The organism is Qipengyuania sphaerica, assembly GCF_019711595.1.
GTDB lineage: Bacteria > Pseudomonadota > Alphaproteobacteria > Sphingomonadales > Sphingomonadaceae > Qipengyuania > Qipengyuania sphaerica.
Genome location: NZ_JAIGNR010000001.1, coordinates 1378633 through 1392930 on the forward strand (window position 1 = coordinate 1378633; position 14298 = coordinate 1392930).

At 62.2% G+C, this 14298-nt stretch carries 16 protein-coding genes; 11 read left to right on the forward strand and 5 right to left on the reverse strand.

The window, feature by feature from the left end:
- Positions 1-6: 6 nt before the first annotated feature.
- Entirely contained in the window at positions 7-1227 is a 1221-nt protein-coding gene (locus K3178_RS06820; protein WP_221570581.1) for a bifunctional alpha/beta hydrolase/OsmC family protein, read from the reverse strand.
- A gap of 76 nt (positions 1228-1303) precedes the next feature.
- On the opposite strand from K3178_RS06820, the gene K3178_RS06825 reads away from it, so the two are divergent.
- The 3 genes from K3178_RS06825 to K3178_RS06835 all read left to right on the forward strand — a co-directional run bounded on the left by K3178_RS06825 (position 1304) and on the right by K3178_RS06835 (position 3322).
- Entirely contained in the window at positions 1304-1819 is a 516-nt protein-coding gene (locus tag K3178_RS06825) for an RNA polymerase sigma factor (RefSeq protein WP_221570582.1), read from the forward strand.
- Positions 1816-2391, forward strand: coding sequence for a hypothetical protein (locus tag K3178_RS06830; RefSeq protein WP_221570583.1), 576 nt, complete (start codon positions 1816-1818; stop codon positions 2389-2391). Before K3178_RS06825 ends, K3178_RS06830 begins: the two co-directional genes overlap by 4 nt.
- A gap of 76 nt (positions 2392-2467) precedes the next feature.
- A complete protein-coding gene (locus K3178_RS06835) occupies positions 2468-3322 on the forward strand; it encodes an AAA family ATPase (RefSeq protein WP_221570584.1) in 855 nt (284 codons plus the stop codon).
- Between the two features lie 5 nt (positions 3323-3327).
- On the opposite strand, the gene K3178_RS06840 is transcribed toward K3178_RS06835, so the two are convergent.
- The gene (locus K3178_RS06840; RefSeq protein WP_221570585.1) at positions 3328-4197 is read right to left on the reverse strand and encodes a methyl-accepting chemotaxis protein; all 870 of its coding nucleotides are present in this window, start codon (positions 4195-4197) and stop codon (positions 3328-3330) included.
- A 52-nt stretch (positions 4198-4249) separates the two neighbouring features.
- The gene (locus K3178_RS06845) at positions 4250-5650 is read right to left on the reverse strand and encodes a methyl-accepting chemotaxis protein (protein ID WP_221570586.1); all 1401 of its coding nucleotides are present in this window, start codon (positions 5648-5650) and stop codon (positions 4250-4252) included.
- A 155-nt stretch (positions 5651-5805) separates the two neighbouring features.
- Here K3178_RS06845 and K3178_RS06850 point away from each other — a divergent pair, with 155 nt between their 5' ends.
- The 4 genes from K3178_RS06850 to K3178_RS06865 are packed head-to-tail and all read left to right on the forward strand — an operon-like array spanning position 5806 to position 8536.
- Complete coding sequence (locus tag K3178_RS06850) at positions 5806-6987, forward strand: vWA domain-containing protein (protein ID WP_221570587.1); 1182 nt, start codon at positions 5806-5808, stop codon at positions 6985-6987.
- On the forward strand, positions 6987-7304 hold the full coding sequence (locus K3178_RS06855) for a hypothetical protein (protein ID WP_221570588.1): 318 nt from the start codon (positions 6987-6989) through the stop codon (positions 7302-7304). The genes K3178_RS06850 and K3178_RS06855 overlap by 1 nt, the downstream gene beginning before the upstream one ends.
- Positions 7291-8157 (forward strand): DUF817 domain-containing protein, encoded by an 867-nt coding sequence (locus K3178_RS06860; RefSeq protein ID WP_221570589.1) that lies wholly within the window; start codon positions 7291-7293, stop codon positions 8155-8157. The genes K3178_RS06855 and K3178_RS06860 overlap by 14 nt, the downstream gene beginning before the upstream one ends.
- A gap of 46 nt (positions 8158-8203) precedes the next feature.
- Positions 8204-8536 carry a hypothetical protein gene (locus K3178_RS06865; protein WP_221570590.1) on the forward strand — a complete coding sequence of 111 codons (333 nt, stop codon included), beginning with the start codon at positions 8204-8206 and terminating at the stop codon, positions 8534-8536.
- Positions 8537-8539: 3 nt separating this feature from the next.
- On the opposite strand, the gene K3178_RS06870 is transcribed toward K3178_RS06865, so the two are convergent.
- Together K3178_RS06870 and K3178_RS06875 are read right to left on the reverse strand one after the other, a co-directional pair.
- Positions 8540-9742: an exo-beta-N-acetylmuramidase NamZ family protein gene (locus tag K3178_RS06870; protein ID WP_221570591.1), complete on the reverse strand. Its 1203-nt coding sequence runs from the start codon at positions 9740-9742 to the stop codon at positions 8540-8542.
- A complete protein-coding gene (locus K3178_RS06875) occupies positions 9739-10281 on the reverse strand; it encodes a DOMON-like domain-containing protein (protein WP_221570592.1) in 543 nt (180 codons plus the stop codon). The genes K3178_RS06870 and K3178_RS06875 overlap by 4 nt, the downstream gene beginning before the upstream one ends.
- Before the next feature lie 32 nt (positions 10282-10313).
- Here K3178_RS06875 and tyrS point away from each other — a divergent pair, with 32 nt between their 5' ends.
- From tyrS to cysK, 4 genes are all read left to right on the forward strand, one after another.
- Entirely contained in the window at positions 10314-11543 is a 1230-nt protein-coding gene (tyrS, locus tag K3178_RS06880; protein ID WP_221570593.1) for a tyrosine--tRNA ligase, read from the forward strand.
- 115 nt (positions 11544-11658) lie between these two features.
- Complete coding sequence (locus K3178_RS06885) at positions 11659-11997, forward strand: PilZ domain-containing protein (RefSeq protein WP_221570594.1); 339 nt, start codon at positions 11659-11661, stop codon at positions 11995-11997.
- 75 nt (positions 11998-12072) lie between these two features.
- Positions 12073-13383 carry an MFS transporter gene (locus K3178_RS06890; RefSeq protein WP_345719857.1) on the forward strand — a complete coding sequence of 437 codons (1311 nt, stop codon included), beginning with the start codon at positions 12073-12075 and terminating at the stop codon, positions 13381-13383.
- The gene (cysK, locus tag K3178_RS06895; RefSeq protein WP_221570595.1) at positions 13380-14297 is read left to right on the forward strand and encodes a cysteine synthase A; all 918 of its coding nucleotides are present in this window, start codon (positions 13380-13382) and stop codon (positions 14295-14297) included. Before K3178_RS06890 ends, cysK begins: the two co-directional genes overlap by 4 nt.
- The last annotated feature ends 1 nt before the right edge of the window (position 14298 follow it).

Genomic DNA, 14298 nt, shown 5'->3' on the forward strand with positions numbered 1-14298 from the left:
CGCCGGTTACTCGGCGAGCCGGGTCTTTACCGAAATCCGTCCTTCAAGCGTCTTGTGAACGGGGCACTTGTCCGCAATTTCAAGCAGGCGCGCTCGCTGCTCCTCGTCAAGCGCATCGCCGATGATGGTGATCTCCCGCGTGAGGGACTGGTGCTCCATCCCCACTTCTTCGGCAACGCAATCCTCGCAATCCTCTGCATGGTCACGCGCGTGCGTGAGATGGATTTCGACACCTTCGAGAGGCCATCTCTTGCGCTCGGCATACATGCCCATGGTCATCGAAGTGCAGGTTCCGAGCGCTCCTAGCAGCAGGTCATAAGGCGTCGGCCCGGTATCATCGCCGCCATAGGACTTGGGCTCGTCGGCCACGAAACGGTGGTTCTTCGTGTGGACCTCGGTGCCGAACTTGCCATGGCCCATGCGAGTGACAACCCCTTCTTCGGGCATGGGCCAGTCCTCGCGCATCGGCATATAGCGGCTCGCCCATGATGCGATGATGCCGGCCGCGAAGCTTGCGTCGGCCTCCGCCAGCAACAGGTGGTCCGCACCTTCCAGGCTGACGAAGCTCTTGGGATGCTTGGCCGCACCGAACAATGCGCTCGCATTTGCGATACCCACGATGGCATCGGTCGGCGAGTGGAGGAACAGGAGCGGGCGGCGTATCCTGCCCACCTCTTCCAGCAGGTCGATGTTCTCGACCTTTTCGAGAAAGTCGCGACTGAGCAGGAAATCGCGTCCGCCGATCGTGACCTCGCCCTCGCCTTCCCGGCGGATGGCCTCGATATCGCCTTCGATCCGCTGGAGTACATGCGGGATATCGGATGGAGCGCCGATGGTGGCGATGGCGGCGACCTTGTCGAAACCGAGGTCGTCCGCCGCCGCCAGCACCGCTGCCCCGCCGAGGCTGTGCCCCACCAGCAGGATCGGCTGCGCAAAGCGTTCGAGCAGATCCTCCGCCGCTGCGACGAGATCGGACACGTCTGTGGCAAAGCCGGAGCGGCCAAATTCGCCATCGCTTCCGCCTAGTCCGGTGAAGTCGAACCGCAGGCACGCGATGCCCTCTCTTGCCAGCGCGCGCGATACGGTCACGGCTGCTTTCGAGTTCTTCGTACAGGTAAAGCAATGCGCGAACAGCGCCGCTCCACGCACCAGTCCCGTCGGCAATTCCAATGAGCCGGTAAGGTCGTGTCCGGCGTCGGTGGCGATCTTGATATTTTCAGTCGGCATGCCCGCTCCCGCTTGATCGAGACAATTTTTTAGCGTCCCTCTGTAAGAAATACGCACGAGGCCGGACTAAGGATACATGACCGGAGCGAAACAACACGATCTCTATCGCGAAGCGGGCGAACAGTTCGCCCCTGCTATCGCCCGTCTGGCCCGCGCGATGGAGCGCGATCCGGACAAGGCGCGCGATCTCGAACAGGACATCCATTGCGAGCTGTTCCGCAGCTTCGCCCGCTTCGACGGACGCTGTTCGCTCAAGACATGGGTGTACCGCGTCTCGCACAATGTCGCGGCCGAACACCGCCTGCGGGAAAGCCGCAGGACACCAGGCATTCCGCTCGACGAAATCGACGATCCGCCCGAGCCCACCGATACCGAACTCGCCGCCGCCGAATCCCTCGCGATCGCCCGGGCGCAGGCGATGATCCGCCGCCTCCCGACCCTCGATGCGCAGGTCATGCTGCTCTGGCTGGAAGGCGAAAGCGGCAAGGAGATCGCCGAAGTCACCGGCCTTGGGGCCGCAAACGTCGCCACCCGTATCCATCGATTGAAGGCCTTGTTGGCCGACAAGTTCAACCCGGAGACCCCGTCATGAAAGATTTCGACTTCAACTTCTGGACCGAGCGTGAGAGCGCTGCGAACTTCAGCGATCCCGAAGCCTGTGCCACCCGCTCGACTGCGTTCGAGAAGACTATCCGCCGCCGCAACGTCCTCGAATATGCAGCAGGGGTATTCGTCATCGTGGTATTCGGCGCCGGTGCCGTCGGCACCGCGAGTGCCGGATTGTGGGATTTCGCTGCGGCGCAGGCGGCCGTGGTGATCGGCACTTTCTTCATTCTCTGGAAACTGCACAGCAACGGTTCGAACCTTGCGCGGCATCCGGAGGAGCCTTGCCGGCTCCATCACCGCGCGCAGCTGGTCCGGCAGCGCGATCTCTTGCGCGATGTGCCGCGCTGGTACCTCGCGCCGCTGGTTCCGGGCATTCTCGGGGTCTACCTCGCCGGAATCTCGCGAGCTTCGGACAAGGCAGGCTGGATTGCTGCTGTCGGCGATGTCTGGGTTCCGCTGTTCGGTACGGTCGCCTTCATCATCTTCGTCGGCTGGCTGAATCTGCGCACCGCACGAAAGCTAGATCGCGAGATCGCAGCGGTAGACGCGGCGAGTTGATCCCTTGCGCCGGAGCGGTCTTGCACCCTCCGGCGCTTCCCCCTAACGCCGTGGGACAAGTTTCAAGGGAAAACTCATGGCAGAACCCACCCGTTTCGAAGGTACGCAATCCTATATCGCCACCGAAGACCTCAAGGTCGCGGTGAATGCGGCGGTCACGCTTCGTCGCCCGCTGCTGGTCAAGGGCGAACCGGGAACCGGCAAGACGGTCTTGGCGCATGAGATTGCCAAGGCTATCGACGCGCCGCTGATCGAGTGGAACGTCAAGTCCACCACCAAGGCGCAGCAGGGTCTTTACGAATATGACGCGGTCGCCCGCCTGCGCGACGGCCAGCTGGGCGACGAGCGCGTCCACGACATTTCGAACTACATCAAGAAGGGCAAATTGTGGGAGGCCTTTACCAGCCCCGAACTGCCCGTCCTCCTGATCGACGAGATCGACAAGGCCGACATCGAATTCCCGAACGACCTGTTGCAGGAACTGGACCGGATGAGCTTCGATGTCTACGAAACGCACGAGCGGATCGAGGCGAAGGAGCGCCCGATCGTGGTCATCACCTCGAACAACGAGAAGGAACTGCCCGACGCTTTCCTGCGCCGCTGCTTCTTCCACTACATCAAGTTCCCCGACCGCGACACGATGCGCGACATCATCGAAGTCCACTTCCCCGACATCCAGAAGAACCTCGTCACCAAGGCGATGGAAATCTTCTACGAGCTGCGCGACGTGCCCGGCCTCAAGAAGAAGCCCAGCACCAGCGAACTGCTCGACTGGCTCAAGCTGCTGCTGAACGAGGACATGCCGCTCGAAGTGCTGCAGGACAGCAATCCCAACAGCGCCATCCCGCCACTCCACGGCGCATTGCTGAAGAACGAGCAGGACGTGATGATGTTCGAACGGCTCGCCTTCATGGCCCGCCGCCAGACCTGAACCGGTCAGCCGAGATGCGCTAGCGTCTCGCTGGTTTCGGCGGCAGTCTTGCGCAGGTCCGCAGTGCGTTCGCGCGCCTTCGAGACGCTGGCGCAATTGTCTTCGAACGGCTGCTGCAGGCGCTCGTTGCTTTCGACCACGCCGGCAATCCTTTCGCCGATGCCTGCGTTGAGCGAAGAGATGCTTTCCTGCTGACCATCGACCTCGATCAGCAGCACGCAGGTTTCCTGGATCGCGTGCTGGATCTGCTCGACAGACTGGCGAGCCGCCCTGCCAACCGCGGCCCCCTCGCGAACCTTTTCGAGGATCGAGGAGCTTTCGGCCTCCAGAGTACCGATCACGCGCTGGATTTCCTCGGTTATGCCCGAAGCGTCCTCGGCCAGAGTGCGCACTTCTTCGGCGACCTTGGAGAAGGTTTCTCCCGCTTCGCCCGCGCGCTTGGCCTCGATATTGGCATTGAGCGCGAGGATGTTGCTCGTTGCGACAATGCGCTCGATGTCATGCGCGGCCGCCGAAACGCGGGTCATGGCCGATGCGAAGCCTTCGATATGGGCCGCCATCTGCTCGACCATCGCGATCAGGCCTTCGATCCGGCCAAGCGCCTGTGAAATCTGCGTCGAGGAGCTGCCCAGCTCTTCCAGCGCGTTTTCCGAAAGCTCGTGCCCCTGTGCGCCCGCACGGTCGATCAGTTCCTGCATCTGCTGCAGTTCCTCGAGCGCCGATTTCAGCGCCGCGTGATCGTCGCGGATATGGGAAAAGGATGCTTCGACCTCAGCGAAGGTCTCGGCGACCTCGCTGCAGCCTTTCGCCACGCGCTGCGATAGGGCCGACACGCCGGTCGTGCTGTTTGCAGCAATGTTGGTGATCGCGGTCATTAGCCCCAGGTCCGCCCAAGTCTCGAACTAGGACTGACCTAGGGAAGAATGGTTAATTAAAGCTGTAAGCCAGCTCGAAATCGCCCCAGCGACGTCCGCCGATCATCACCGGCACATAGACGTTGCGAACCACGCGGTAATTCTTGCCGTCGTTCTCCTGGCGGTAGACCGCCATCATGTACGGCGCGGTGCTGTCCTTGGCGCGCTGGTCGATCGTATCGAGGATCTTGCGGCCGTTGCGGCAATTCTTGAGGTCGTGGTCGTAATCGCCGGTCGGCTTCTGCGAATGACGCGTGAGGTGCGTCGGCAGGTAACCGGCCATGTCGGTGCAGGCGGCTGCCATTACGCGATTGTCACCCTCGGCAGTGCTGTCGAGGACATGGCGCCAGTTGTCATGCGCCCAGTCCATCAGGCCGGTGCGATACCGCGTCGGGTTGCTGCCCGGAATTTCGACATAGTTCTGGTCGAACAGCTGGTCGAGCGAGAGCTTGCCCTCGGCAATCGCCTCCTCCGCGAGCTGTTCGACTTCGCGTGCACGCCTCTGCGCGGCTTCGACCATGTGGCTGTCGTTGGGCGAGAGGCCGGCCTGCACGATGCGGTCGAACATTTCGCTGGCAGTGAGTTCGAGTTCCTCGATTCGCTCGTGGGCGGTTTCGAGGCGCTGCTCGTTCTCGTTGGCTGCCTTGTCGAAGCTGTCGATCACGGCCGACACACGGTCGACGTGTTCGGTCATCATGCCGGTGGCCCGGGTGATCTGGTCGTTCTGCTGGTCGACTTCCTCGACCAGCTGGCTCACGCCCGCGATCGTCGCATCGATGCTGGCGACCGAGGATTTGGCCTCGTTCGACGCCTTGGCACCCGCCTCGATCCGTTCGATCACGGTCGCCGCTTCGCTGCCGAGCGTTTCGATCACGTCACTGATCTCGTCAGTCGCCTTGCGGGTTTCCCCGGCGAGCGTCTTCACCTCGTTGGCGACAACCGCGAAGGTCCGGCCGGCATCGCCGGCGCGCATCGCTTCGATGGTGGCGTTGAGCGCGAGGATATTGGTCGTCTCGGCAATCTGCTCGATGTCCTGCGAGCAGCGCTTCACCTGGTCCATCGCGGCGGCAAAGCCGGTGACGTGGGTGGCGAGCGTTTCGACGAGGTCGAGAAGGTTGGTGATCTGCGAGAGCGACGACTGGATCTGGCTCGTGCCCATATTGAGCCGTTCGATCGCGCGGGCCGAGAGGATTCGTGCCTCGTCGCTGGCCTCGGCGACCTTGCGCTGGTCGGCTTCGAGTTCGCGGACGGTACCCTGGAGTTCGATATGCTCGGCGCGCAATACGCCCGAACTGTCCAGCACGGCCTGTACGATCCCGGCGACGTCCGAGCAGCCTACAGTTACCTTGCCGCAAGCCTCGGGAATGCGATCCAGAGCCGATGCTCCCCGTGCATCGATAGCGCTCATTTCCATGCAGTCGGACCCCTTTGATTGGTCTTTAACGCGACACCTTGACCTGCCCCTTTAGGGATTAATGGTTAACGAGGCGTCAATCCTGTCGCCTTTTTACAAATCTGTGACGATCTCGCCTCTGGCGCGAGCTGGGCCGAACGGTTAGGGCTGGACGCATGTTCTTCAACTTCGTCGACGAGCTACGCGCCGCGGGTATCCCCGCCAGCTTCAAGGAGCACCTCACTCTGCTGGAGGCGCTCGACAAGGAAGTGATCAACCAGTCGCCCGAGAGCTTCTATTATCTCTCGCGCGCCACTTTCGTGAAAGACGAGGGCCTGCTCGACCGCTTCGACCAGGTCTTCTCCAAGGTCTTCAAGGGCATCATGACCGATTACGGCCAGAACCCGGTCGATATTCCGGAAGACTGGCTCAAGGCGGTGGCCGAGAAATTCCTCTCCGAAGAGGAGATGGAGAAGATCAAGAGCCTGGGCGACTGGGACGAAATCATGGAGACGCTCAAGAAGCGGCTCGAGGAACAGGAAAAGCGCCATGAGGGCGGCAACAAGTGGATCGGCACGGGCGGCACCAGTCCCTTCGGCAATTCGGGCTACAACCCCGAAGGTGTGCGCATTGGCGGCGAGAGCAGGCACAAGCGCGCGATCAAGGTGTGGGACAAGCGCGAGTTCAAGAACCTCGACAACACGAAAGAGCTCGGCACGCGCAATATCAAGATGGCGCTGCGCCGCTTGCGCCGCTTCGCCCGCGAAGGCGCTGCCGACCAGCTCGATCTCGATGCCACGATCGACGGCACGGCAAAGCAGGGCTGGCTCGACATCCATATGCGGCCCGAACGGCGCAATGCCGTGAAGCTGCTGCTGTTCCTCGATGTCGGCGGGTCGATGGACCCCTTCATCAAGATCACCGAAGAGCTGTTCAGCGCCGCCACCAGCGAATTCAAGAACCTCGAGTTCTTCTACTTCCACAACTGCCTTTACGAAGGCGTGTGGAAAGACAACCGCCGCCGCTGGCAAGAGCGGACCAAGACCTGGGACGTGCTCCACAAGTACGGGCACGACTACAAGGTCGTCTTCGTCGGCGATGCGGCGATGAGCCCCTACGAGATCACCCATCCGGGCGGCAGCGTGGAGCATATGAACGAAGAAGCCGGCGCCACCTGGATGCAGCGCGTGGTCAACACCTACCCTGCGACCGTGTGGCTGAACCCCGTGCCCGAAAAGCAGTGGGGCTATTCGCAGTCGACCAAAGTGATGAAGCATATCGTCAACGACCGGATGTACCCGCTCACGCTCGACGGGCTGGACGATGCGATGCGCGAATTGAGCCGCAAGCAGGGGTGATGGTCGGTGAATTCCTGACTTCCCGGCGCAAAGCCATCCGGCGGAAAATCTTTTCCAATCGCAGGTTGGCCGGTCTGCACGGTATCGAACAAGACGCAGCCTTAGGGTTGCTACCCTTGTTTCCGGTCATCTTGGCCGCATCGCTGGGACATGTGACGATAGCTTGGCTACTGATGGTCCTGATCGGTATCCCAGGCCTTGCTTATGGGATTTTCGTGATTTGGACGGGTTTCCGGGCCTATGCGGAACGCGAAGATCGGAAATACGAGCGACACACGAAAAAGCACCTTCCACGCGAATACAATGAAGAAAGCTGATACGGGGAAAACTGCGCATTCCCGCTTTGCCGCGGTCCGCCAAAGCCTCGAGAGTTTCGATCCCGGCACAGGCTGGCGGCTGTGGCTCTACGAATTCCTGTTGTTCGGCTTCAAGCAGGCCTGGGCGTGCCTGTTCGGAGCGCTCCTGCTCGCGCTGCTATTGGTGACGCACCTCTTCTACCCGGACGATGCTGCGCTCCATCGCTACGATTTCCTCACCCTCGCCGCCCTCGCGATACAGGCGGGGATGCTGCTGTTCCGGCTGGAAACCTGGGACGAAGCAAAGGTTATCCTGATCTTCCACGTCGTGGGAACGATCATGGAATTGTTCAAGACCGCTGCCGGATCATGGGTATATCCGGAAGCTAGCGTCCTCCATATCGGCGCGGTGCCGCTGTTTTCCGGCTTCATGTACGCCAGTGTCGGCAGCTATATCGCCCGCGTCTGGCGCATCTTCGACTTTCGCTACACCGCCTATCCGGAGCGTTGGGCGACCTATGCGCTGGCCGCTGCGATCTACGTCAATTTCTTCGCACATCACTGGCTGCCCGATATTCGCATCCTCTTGTTCATCGCCACCTTCTGGTTGTTCCGCCGCACGAAAATCCACTTCCGCAACTGGCGCGAGCATCGCTGGATGCCGCTGCTCATCGGCTTCGGCCTCGTCGCCCTGTTCATCTGGTTCGCCGAGAATATCGCCACTTTCGCCAATGCGTGGAATTACCCGGCTCAGGAGGACGGTTGGCAAATGGTCGGGTTCGCCAAGCTGGGCAGCTGGTATCTGCTGATGCTGATCAGCTTCGTGCTCGTCAGCCTCGTCCAACCGATCAAGGGGCTCGACCGGCGCCATTGATCTAACATGGTCAAGGGGTTAGGCTTGCGGGAGAAGGAGAGATGCCATGATCCGCTTTGCCCTTCCGATTGCCGCGTTGGCGGCTAGCGCTGCGTTTGCCCAGACGGTCGAGCAGGACAATCCCTCGGACCATCCGCCTGCTGCCAAAGTGCCGGAGCAAGCCGAGCGTAACTGCGAAGACAGTATCCGGGAGGTCCGTGAGGCAAGCGGTCAGCCGCAGCTCGATCGCGGCACATCCGACGGAAGCGACGCGCTTTTCATCGCCGCAGTGGACCAACGCATCGACGGCTGTGCGGTGATGGTCATGCGGCAAGATACAAATGACATCCGCCCGCTTCCCCAACCATCGGACGACGTGCGCGTAATCCTGATAAAGTGACGGTCAGGTATAGATCAGGTGCGGAGCGATAGTCTCGCGCCAGGATTCTTCATCCTTGCCTGCGAGCTCTTCGAGGTCGCCGGCTTCCGCTTCGCTGTCATCGACCCACTCGCGTAGTGCCGGACCGCCGTTGATGACGTCGATCGCCAGCCGGTCGAACTCGTATTCGTAAGGGAAATCGCGCCAGATCTCGTAATCGGGATAGAGGTTGCGGATTGCCTTGAAGGTCAGCGCCTGCAATCGCCACGGCTTGAAGTCATGGTGATCGTAGAACGGTCCTTCTGCGTGGATCATCAATCCGTTACACAGCGTTCCTGCGTGTTTGTGGAAGGTCGGTTCGAACCAGCATTCGCGCAAATGGCAGCCACGCAGCCACATGGGGGCGATGCGCTCCATCTCTGCCAGCACGGCAAGGGCATCGATATCGGGCGCGCCGAACAGCACTTCGAGCGGGCGGGTGGTCCCCCTGCCTTCGCTGAGTGTCGTTCCTTCGAGCATGACCGTGCCCGCATAGGCACGTGCCATGTTGAGGCTCGCGGCATTGGGGCTCGGATTGATCCACACGCGGTCCTGCGGCCAGCCGTATCCGGGCGCCTTGCCGGGCTTCCACCCCTCCATCTCGATCACGCGGTAATCGACGTCGAGGTTGAAGTGATCGACGAACCAGTGGCCCATCTCGCCCATGGTCATGCCGTGACGCATCACCATCGGTGCCGCGCCGACGAAGCTCTCCTGGCCGGGCAGGAGCAAGGTGCCTTCGACAGGTCCGCCTGCAGGGTTCGGGCGATCGAGCACCCACACGGTCTTGCCCGCCGTCGCAGCCTCTTCGAGGAGGTAGAGCAACGTGGTAACGAAGGTGTAGATACGGCAGCCAAGGTCCTGCAAGTCGAACAGGAAGACATCGGCAGTCGACATGGACTGGCCGGTCGGGCGGCGCACCTCGCCATAAAGGCTGAACACGGGGATATCGTAGCGCGGATCGGTTTCGTCCGCGGTCTCGACCATATTGTCCTGCTTGTCGCCCTTCAGTCCATGCTGCGGGCCGAAAGCGCTGGTCACGTTGACCCCGCGCTCGATCAGCGCGTCGAGCGAGTGTTCCAGCTGGGCGGTGACGGAGGCCGGGTGGGCGACGAGCGAGACGCGTTTGCCTTCGAGGGGAGCGCGCAGCTCGCTGTCGGTGATGAGGCGATCAATGCCGAATTTCATGCAGTTGTGCGTGCCGCAAGCCGCGCGGTGAAGCAAGCGGGATCATGGAAATCGGGCTCGTCTTTTGGATGGCACAGCGCCCAGAAGCTCTTGATACCGCCTTCTTCCTCCAGAACGCAGGTCAGGCCGGCCGCGCAATTGGCATCGGGCAGGCCTGCCGCCGGAATGGCTGCGTCGAAGATGGCGAAGCTGCTTCCCTGCCGCATGGTGCATTCGGGCTCGCGCGGCATGGAACGCTCTTCCATCCCGTCGCGCTGCGCGGAAAAGTCGTAAGCGGCCCAGCGCTCCGAAGGCGACAGGTTGAATTCGCAATAGGCATCGCCGCCGTCCGGTTTCAGGAACAGCTCGAAACAGGTCGTGCGCCACAGCTCGTCCGCCCTGCCCTTGCCTGCAAACGGAGGCACGACCAGCTTGCCCGAGCCCTCCACCCGCCAGCGCAACCGCAGCCAATATTCGTCCTGCGAAACAATCCGCGCCGCGACCGAGCTCACCTCCAGCGGCGGATATGCCTTGTGCGCTTCGAGTTCATGCGTTTCCAATTTCGAATCCCCATGCTAGCGGGCGCTCCACCATGAGCACCTACCAATCCGATCTCCTGCGTCTGCTCGAAGAGCGCGGCTATATCCACCAGATTACCGATGCCGAGGGACTGGACGCCCTTGCGGCGCGGCAAGTGGTGCCGGGCTATATCGGATTCGATGCCACCGCGCCTAGCCTGCACATCGGGAGCCTGGTGCAGATCATGATGCTGCGCCGCCTCCAGCAGGCTGGCCACAAGCCGATCGTGGTGATGGGCGGCGGCACGACCAAGGTCGGCGATCCTTCGGGCAAGGACGAGAGCCGCAAGATGCTCACAAACGAGGGCATCGAGGACAATATCGCGGGCATCCGCACCGTGTTCGAGCGCCTGCTGACCTTCGGCGATGGTCCGACCGATGCGGTGATGGTCAACAATGACGAATGGCTGAGCCAGCTCGGCTATATCGAACTGCTGCGCGATGTCGGCCCGCATTTCACCGTCAACCGCATGCTGACCTTCGATTCGGTGAAGCTGCGGCTCGAGCGCGAACAGCCACTGACCTTCCTCGAATTCAACTACATGATCCTGCAGGCCTACGATTTCCGCGAGCTGGCGCAGCGTTACGACTGCCGCCTGCAGCTGGGCGGAAGCGACCAGTGGGGCAATATCGTGAACGGCATGGAACTGGCGCGCCGGATGGACGGGCGCGAACTCTTCGGCCTCACCACGCCGCTGCTTACCACCGCCGATGGCGCGAAGATGGGCAAGACGGCAGCGGGTGCCGTGTGGCTCAACGAAGCGCAGCTGCCCAATTACGATTTCTGGCAATACTGGCGCAATGTCGACGATCGCGACGTGGGCCGCTTCCTGCGCCTCTTCACCGACCTCCCGCTGGATGAAATCGCGCGTCTGGAAGCGCTCGAAGGTGCGGACATCAACCAGGCCAAGACCGTGCTGGCAAACGAAGTCACCGCGCTCGTCCGTGGCCGCGAAGCCGCCGAAACCGCCGAGAAAACCGCAGCCGACACATTCGCCGGAGGTGGCGCTGGCGAAGACCTTCCCAAGATCGCGGTCGGCCCCGAAGGCATGCGCATCGGTGCAGTACTGACCGGCCTCGGCTTCACCGCATCGGGCGGCGAAGCGAAGCGCAAGCTGGCGGAGAACGCGGTCAAGCTGGACGGCGATGTCGTATCCGATCCCGGCTTCCTCGTCGAGGTGGCCGACGGCGCGGAACGCAAGCTCTCGCTCGGCAAGAAGAAACACGCGATTATCTCCCGCTGACACGGGGTTAGGCGGGCAATCCTTTAGGAAATCCGCGTTCCGGTTTACCAAATATTCGCCTTTCTGGTCCATCAGGGGGTGGGTCAAGAAAACGAATATAGAGGGTTCACACCGAATGAGCGCCGGAGCACAACTCAGCGTTACCGACCAGCGCCGCATGGCGCGGCACCCGGTAGACCACCCGGTCATTGCCGAACATTACGGCAAGGGCGACATGCGCATGCATATCGCGAATATCTCGGCCAACGGTTTCATGATCGACGATGCGGAGAACATCGCACGGGGCGAACGCGTCGTGGTGCGCCTGCCAGTCATCGGCCGGATCGAGGCCTATTGCATCTGGTGCCGCGACAACCGCGCCGGCTTCCAGTTCGAACGGATCATCCGCGTCGACGATTTCCTCGCGCTGATCGACACGCTCCAGCCGAACCCGCGCCTGCGCCGCCTTCGCTGATCAGTTAAAACCTACTTCTAGCAAACAAAGCAGGCCCGTCTTCACAACCGAAGGCGGGCCTGTCATGCGTCTGGCGTGACGTCCGACACCGCGCCCTCGCCCGAAACATCGCCCTTACGCATAGCGAACTTTCGCGCCTACTGGCTGTCGCGCCTGTCGATGACGCTGGCGCAATATGCGATGATGCTGATCATCGGGTGGCAGACCTACAATATCGCGCGCGACAGCGGCATGGGCGTGGCCGAATCGTCGGGCCAGCTGGCCCTGATCGGCCTTTTACAGTTCGTGCCGCTGTTCATCCTCACACCGTTCAGCGGGTGGGCGGCGGACCATTTCGACCGCCGCAACCTCGGACGGCTCACAGTGATGCTGCAGCTCGCATGCGCGGCCATCCTCGCATGGCTGACCTGGCATGAAGCGATTACCCTGCCGTGGATATTCGGTGTCGCCGTCCTGCTCGGCGTAGCGCGCGCCTTTGCCGGCCCCGCCCTATCCGCACTCGCCCCCAATCTTGTACCCAAGGCGATCCTGCCCAACGCCATCGCGCTGTCGAGCATCAGCTGGCAGGTGGGCATGATCGTCGGACCGGCCGTCGGCGGCTACACTTATGCGATATTCCCAACGCTGCCCTACCTGGTTTCAGGCGCGCTGTTCCTTATCTCGATTACCGCGCTGTCCTTCATCGGCAAGGTCCCGCAGCCGCCCCGCCCGCAGAACCAGCGACCGATCCACGCCATGGTCGAAGGGCTTCGCTACGTCGTGAAGAACAAGATGGTGCTTGGCGCCATCACGCTCGACCTCTTCGCCGTCTTCCTTGCCGGAGCGACAGCGCTGTTCCCTGTCTATGCCCGCGATATCCTCGAGGTCGGCGAAACCGGCCTTGCGCAGCTCGCGATGGCGCCCGCGGTCGGCGCAGCCATCACCGCGCTCTATTTCAGCTTTCGCCCGCTCAGGACGCAGGTCGGCCCCAAGATGCTCTGGGCGGTCGCCATCTTCGGCCTCGCCACCATCATCTTCGGCTTCTCGACCTCCATGCCGCTGAGCCTCGCGATGCTCTTCATCGTCGGAGCGGCGGACATGTTCAGCGTCTATATCCGCCAATCGCTGATCCAGCTCCACACGCCCGACGAGAAGCGCGGCCGCGTATCCTCGGTCAGCCTTTTGACGATCAGCGCCTCCAATGAATTCGGCGACTTCTTTTCGGGCAGCCTTGCATATGCGATAGGTCCCGTTGCGGCCGTGGTGACGGGCGGCACCGGAGCCATCATCACCGTGGCCATGTGGAGCCGCATATTCCCCGTCCTGCGGACGACGAAGACCTTCGATCCGCCGGAAGAATTACAAACCCCGACCCCAGAAGAAAAACTCCAGGAGCAGGTGTCATGAAAGCCCAGTCCGTCCTCGAAACCATCGGCGGAACGCCGCATATCCGCCTCGCCCGCCTGTTTCCCGACCACGAAGTCTGGGTGAAGAGCGAGCGCGCGAACCCCGGGGGATCGATCAAGGACCGCATCGGCCTCGCCATGGTCGAGGACGCGGAAAAGGCGGGCAAGCTCAAGCCCGGCGGCACGATCATCGAGCCGACCAGCGGCAATACCGGCATCGGCCTCGCCATGGCTGCGGCGGTCAAGGGCTACAAGCTGGTGCTCGTCATGCCCGAAAGCATGAGCATGGAGCGCCGCCGCCTGATGCTGGCCTATGGCGCGACCTTCGATCTCACCCCCAAGGAAGGCGGCATGAAAGCCGCCATCGCCCGCGCCGAGGAGCTGGTCGAGCAGACCGACGGCGCATGGATGCCAAGCCAGTTCGACAACCCCTCCAACTTCGAAGTCCACAAGCGCACCACCGCGCGCGAAATCCTCGCCGACTTCGCTGACAGCCCGATCGACGTCATGATTACCGGCGTCGGCACTGGCGGCCACCTCACCGGCTGCGCAGAGGTGCTGAAGGAAACGTGGACCGGCATGAAGGCCTATGCCGTCGAGCCGACCCTCTCCCCCGTCATAAGCGGCGGACAGCCCGGCCCCCACCCCATCCAGGGCATCGGCGCCGGCTTCCTGCCCGAGAACCTCCACACGCAGGCCATCGACGGCGCCATCCAGGTCGAGCCTGAAGATGCCAAGGAATGGGCGCGCAAATGTGCGGCGATGGAGGGCCTGCTGGTCGGCATCTCGAGCGGCGCGACGCTGGCGGCGATCGCGAAGAAGCTGACCGATCTCGACGCAGGCAGCCGCGTGCTCGGTTTCAACTACGACACGGGCGAGCGGTATCTGTCGGTGCCCGACTTCCTGCCCGAGTAAG